Here is a 3,804-nt window from a genome sequence, read left to right as displayed (position 1 = left end):
TGGTCAGCAGGCATCGGTGGAGTCGGCACAACATCCCCCTCGGGGCAGGGGGTGTTGCGACATTCCTCTGACCCCGCAGACCTCTCGGCCGTGCGTGAGTGACCTCTCGGCCGTGCGTGAGCGACCTCTCGGCGGTCCGGGCCTACGCGTCGAGCTCGTCGGCGAGGGCGCGGAGGACCTTGGCGGTCTGGCGGCCCGCGGCCTTGTCGGGGTGACGGCCGTGGCGGTAGGCCTCGGAGGTCGCGTCGAGGAGGCGGATGACGTCCTCGACGATGGTGACCATCGCGTCCGGGGACTTCCGCTTGGCCTCGGCACGGTTGCGGCTGACCGAGGCGGGCGCGTCGAGGACACGCACCTGGAGCGCCTGGTCGCCGCGGCGGCCCTGGGCGATGCCGAACTCGACCTTGGTCCCCGGCTTCAACGACGTGGTGCCCTCGGGCAGCGCCTCCGCGCGCACGTAGACGTCGGGTCCGGACTCCTGGGACAGGAAGCCGAAGCCCTTCTCGGCGTCGTACCACTTCACCTTGCCAGTCGGCACTGCACTCGTTCCTCGGTCTGGGTGTCGGGAGCCACGGCGTCTGCCGGAGCCGGGCAAGGATAAGCAGCCCGGGCCAGGGACGGCCATCGGGATCCGCGGCGCGGTCAGCGCGCCAGCAGGTCCGGGGCCAGGGTCGAGACCCCCACGACCAGGCCGCTGACGCTGGCCGCGAGCAGCACCAGCGTCCACAGCACCGACGGGATCCGGGTCAGCCGGGCCAGCTGGTCGGGGTCGGAGCCGCGGCGGCCGGCGCTGCCCCCGACGAGCAGCTCGACCAGCGGGCGGGGCGCGGCGAGGAGCAGCAGCCAGGCGAGGAGGAGCGCGAGGGCGGACTGGGTGCGGGCGTCGGCGTACCAGGTGACCGCGACGGTGCCGGCCAGCACGACCACGACCACCAGCAGCCCGAAGCCGTTGCGGATCCACAGCAGCACCAGCAGGAGCAGCAACGACAGGGACCAGAGCAGCAGGAGCGCGCGCCCGTCGGCCAGCAGCAGCGCGGCACCGAGGCCGAGGACCGCGGGGGCGAGGTACCCGGCAGCCAGCATCACGACCATCCCCGGCCCCGTGGGGCGCCCGCGCGAGACGGTCACCCCACTGGTGTCGGAGTGCAGTCGGATGCCCTGCAGGCGCCGCCCCACGAGGAGCGCGACGAGCGCGTGGCCGGCCTCGTGCACGACGGTGACCAGCAGCCGCACCCGCGGCCACGAGCCGCGCCACAGCACGAGCGCCAGCGCGACCGCGCCGGCGGCCAGGACCACGGCCGGGTCGGGCAGCGGCTGGCGCGAGGTCAGGTCGTCCCAGAGACGGTCCCAGCCGGTCACGAGGCGGGCCGCTGCGCCACGTGGTCGTCGAGCCAGTCGGGGAACTCGTGCAGGGACGCCAGCACGACGTCGGTGCCGGCGTCGAGGAGCTCGGCCCGCTCGCAGCCACCGGTGAGCACCGAGACGCTCAGGGCACCGGCGGCCCGCGCCCCCTCGACGTCGTGGACGTGGTCGCCGACGTAGATGCCGGCGCCCTCCTCGCGCAGCACGTCGGCCTTGCCTGCGCCCCACACCCAGCCCTCCAGGCGGTCCACCTCCAGACCGAGGTGGTCCAGGTGCAGGCGTGCGTTGGGGGCGTACTTGCCGGTGACGACCAGGACGCGCCCCGCGTGCCTGCGCACCGCTCCGATGGCCTCCCTCGCCCCGGGCAGCGTGGGCACCGTGGCGATGGCGTGGCCGGGGTAGAGCGCGCGGAAGCGGTCCCCCGCCGGACCCACCTGGTCGGGCGGCAGGTGGTCGGCCAGGAGGTGCTCCAGCGGCGGGCCCAGCCGCTCGGTCATCCGCGCCACCGGGAAGTCGACGCCCAGCTCGCGCCCCAGCACCCGCAGCACCTCGCCGAACCCGGGCGCGGTGTCGATCAGCGTCATGTCGAGGTCGAAGCCCACGACGGGACCGGTCGGGCGGGGCAGGTCCTGGCTCACGGCACGAGCCTAGGTGTGCGTCCCAGGGGTGGAGGAGGCGGTTCGACCGTCCGGCTGTCCTCGTCGGCACCATCGGTCACAATGGTGAGTCCGGCCCCCGACGGCCGGCCCGACCGCCCCGACGTACGACGAGGTGCCACCGTGCCCACCAGCCGCAGCCGCCGCGTGCGACTGCGCGCTGCCCTGTCCGGCGCGGCCCTCGGCCTCAGCACGGCGCTGGCGTCGCTCGCGCTCCCGGTCGCGCTCGGCGCGGCCCCCGCCGCTGCCGCCGACGCGACCAGGCTGCACCTGGTGACCATGGAGGGCCCCGGCCTGGCCGCGGCGCCGCCGGGGCCGGCCACCGAGATCGCCCGCTGGCGGATCCGCGCCCAGCAGGACGCCGTGCTCGCCCGGCTCGACGGCACCACCCCGGTCTACCGCTACTCCACCGCTCTCAACGGCCTGGCCGTGGAGCTCACCGCCGCCCAGGCGCGCGACCTGGTCACCGCCCCGGGCGTCGCCCGGGTGGAGCCGGCCGAGGTCCGTCGCCTGGCCGGCCGCGACCTCGAGACGGACCCAGCCCGCCTGAGCCCCGGTGGCGCGCGCCGCGGTGGCGAGGGCGTGCTGGTCGGCGTGGTCGACACCGGGCTGGACCCCGACACCCCCCTCTTCGCCGCCACCGCCCGGGTCAGCCGCGGGGCCGGGGAGGCGCCGACCTGCGTCGCCGAGCCGTCCTGGGGTCCGGGCTGGTGCACCGACAAGGTGGTCGCGGGCCGTTGGTTCGTCGACGGCTTCGGGCGTGACCGGCTGGGCAGCCGGGCCCGCCTCTCCCCCGTCGACGACGTGGGTCACGGCACCCAGGTCGCCTCGATCGCCGCCGGCAACGCCGACGTCCCCGTGCGCGTGCGCGGCAGCGAGGTCGGCAGGTACGCCGGCATCGCTCCCGACGCCCAGGTCGGCGTCTACAAGGCCTGCTGGACCGCGCCCGACCCCGCCGACGACGGCTGCTCGACCGCCGACCTCGTCGCCGCCATCGACCGCGCCGTCGCCGACGGGGTCGACGTGCTCAACCTGTCCGTCGCCGGCCCCTCCACCCTCGACACGGTCGAGCTCGCTCTCCTGGGGGCCGCCGAGGCCGACGTCGTGGTCGTCGCCGCCGCCGGCGGCGACGCCGTGGGCGGCACCGCACACTCCTCGCCCTGGGTCACGACCGTCGGAGCCGGCACCGGCACCGTCCGGCGCGGCGAGGTGCGGCTGGGGGGCGGCACCCGCCTCGTGGGGGCGATGACCTCCCCGACCGAGCCCGTGCGGGCCCGCCTCGTCCGGGGCGCCGACGCCGCCGCACGTGGCGTCTCCCGCGGCGAGGCGCGACGCTGCGAGCCCGGCTCCCTCGACACCGCGGTCGTCGCCGGGCGCATCGTGCTCTGCGAGCGCGGCGGCGTCGGACGCGTCGACAAGTCCCAGACCGTCGCCGATGCCGACGGGGTCGGCATGGTGCTGGTCAACACCGACCCCGGTGGTCTCTCGGCCGACCTGCACGCGGTGCCCACCGTCCACCTCGCGGTCGGCGACGGTCGTCGCCTGGTCTCCTGGGCCGCGAGGCACCCCCGCGGCCGCGTCGTCCTCGCCTCCCGCCCCGTGACCCGCGCGGTCCCCCGCGTGCTCGAGTGGTCCAGCACGGGCAGCCCGGCGGCGGCGTACCCGAAGCCGGACGTGGTCGCTCCCGGCGACGGCGTCCTGGGCGCGGTGCCCGGTGGCGAGGGCTGGCAGTTCCTCGGTGGCACCTCCGCGGCCGCGGCCTGGGTCAGCGGCACCGCCGCCCGCC

General features: G+C 76.4%; 4 protein-coding genes. 1 reads left to right on the top strand and 3 read right to left on the bottom strand.

Translation table 11 applies throughout. The annotated features are described in order from the left end of the window. Positions 1 to 142: 142 nt before the first annotated feature. The 3 genes from A6R01_RS11755 to A6R01_RS11745 all read right to left on the bottom strand — a co-directional run bounded on the left by A6R01_RS11755 (position 143) and on the right by A6R01_RS11745 (position 2,000). Positions 143 to 538, bottom strand: coding sequence for a cold-shock protein (locus A6R01_RS11755; protein ID WP_292606061.1), 396 nt, complete (start codon positions 536 to 538; stop codon positions 143 to 145). A 104-nt stretch (positions 539 to 642) separates the two neighbouring features. Further along, a complete protein-coding gene (locus A6R01_RS11750) occupies positions 643 to 1,359 on the bottom strand; it encodes a M50 family metallopeptidase (RefSeq protein WP_292606059.1) in 717 nt (238 codons plus the stop codon). Next, a complete protein-coding gene (locus A6R01_RS11745; RefSeq protein WP_292606057.1) occupies positions 1,356 to 2,000 on the bottom strand; it encodes an HAD hydrolase-like protein in 645 nt (214 codons plus the stop codon). The genes A6R01_RS11750 and A6R01_RS11745 overlap by 4 nt, the downstream gene beginning before the upstream one ends. A gap of 81 nt (positions 2,001 to 2,081) precedes the next feature. Here A6R01_RS11745 and A6R01_RS11740 point away from each other — a divergent pair. After that, a partial coding sequence (locus A6R01_RS11740; RefSeq protein WP_292606055.1) for a S8 family serine peptidase occupies positions 2,082 to 3,804 on the top strand: 1,723 nt, incomplete at its 3' end.

The sequence above is a fragment of the Nocardioides sp. REDSEA-S30_B4 genome (assembly GCF_001627265.1).
GTDB lineage: Bacteria > Actinomycetota > Actinomycetes > Propionibacteriales > Nocardioidaceae > Nocardioides.
The sequence above is the reverse complement of the archived record's forward strand: the minus strand, read 5'-3'. Positions and strand labels throughout refer to the sequence as shown.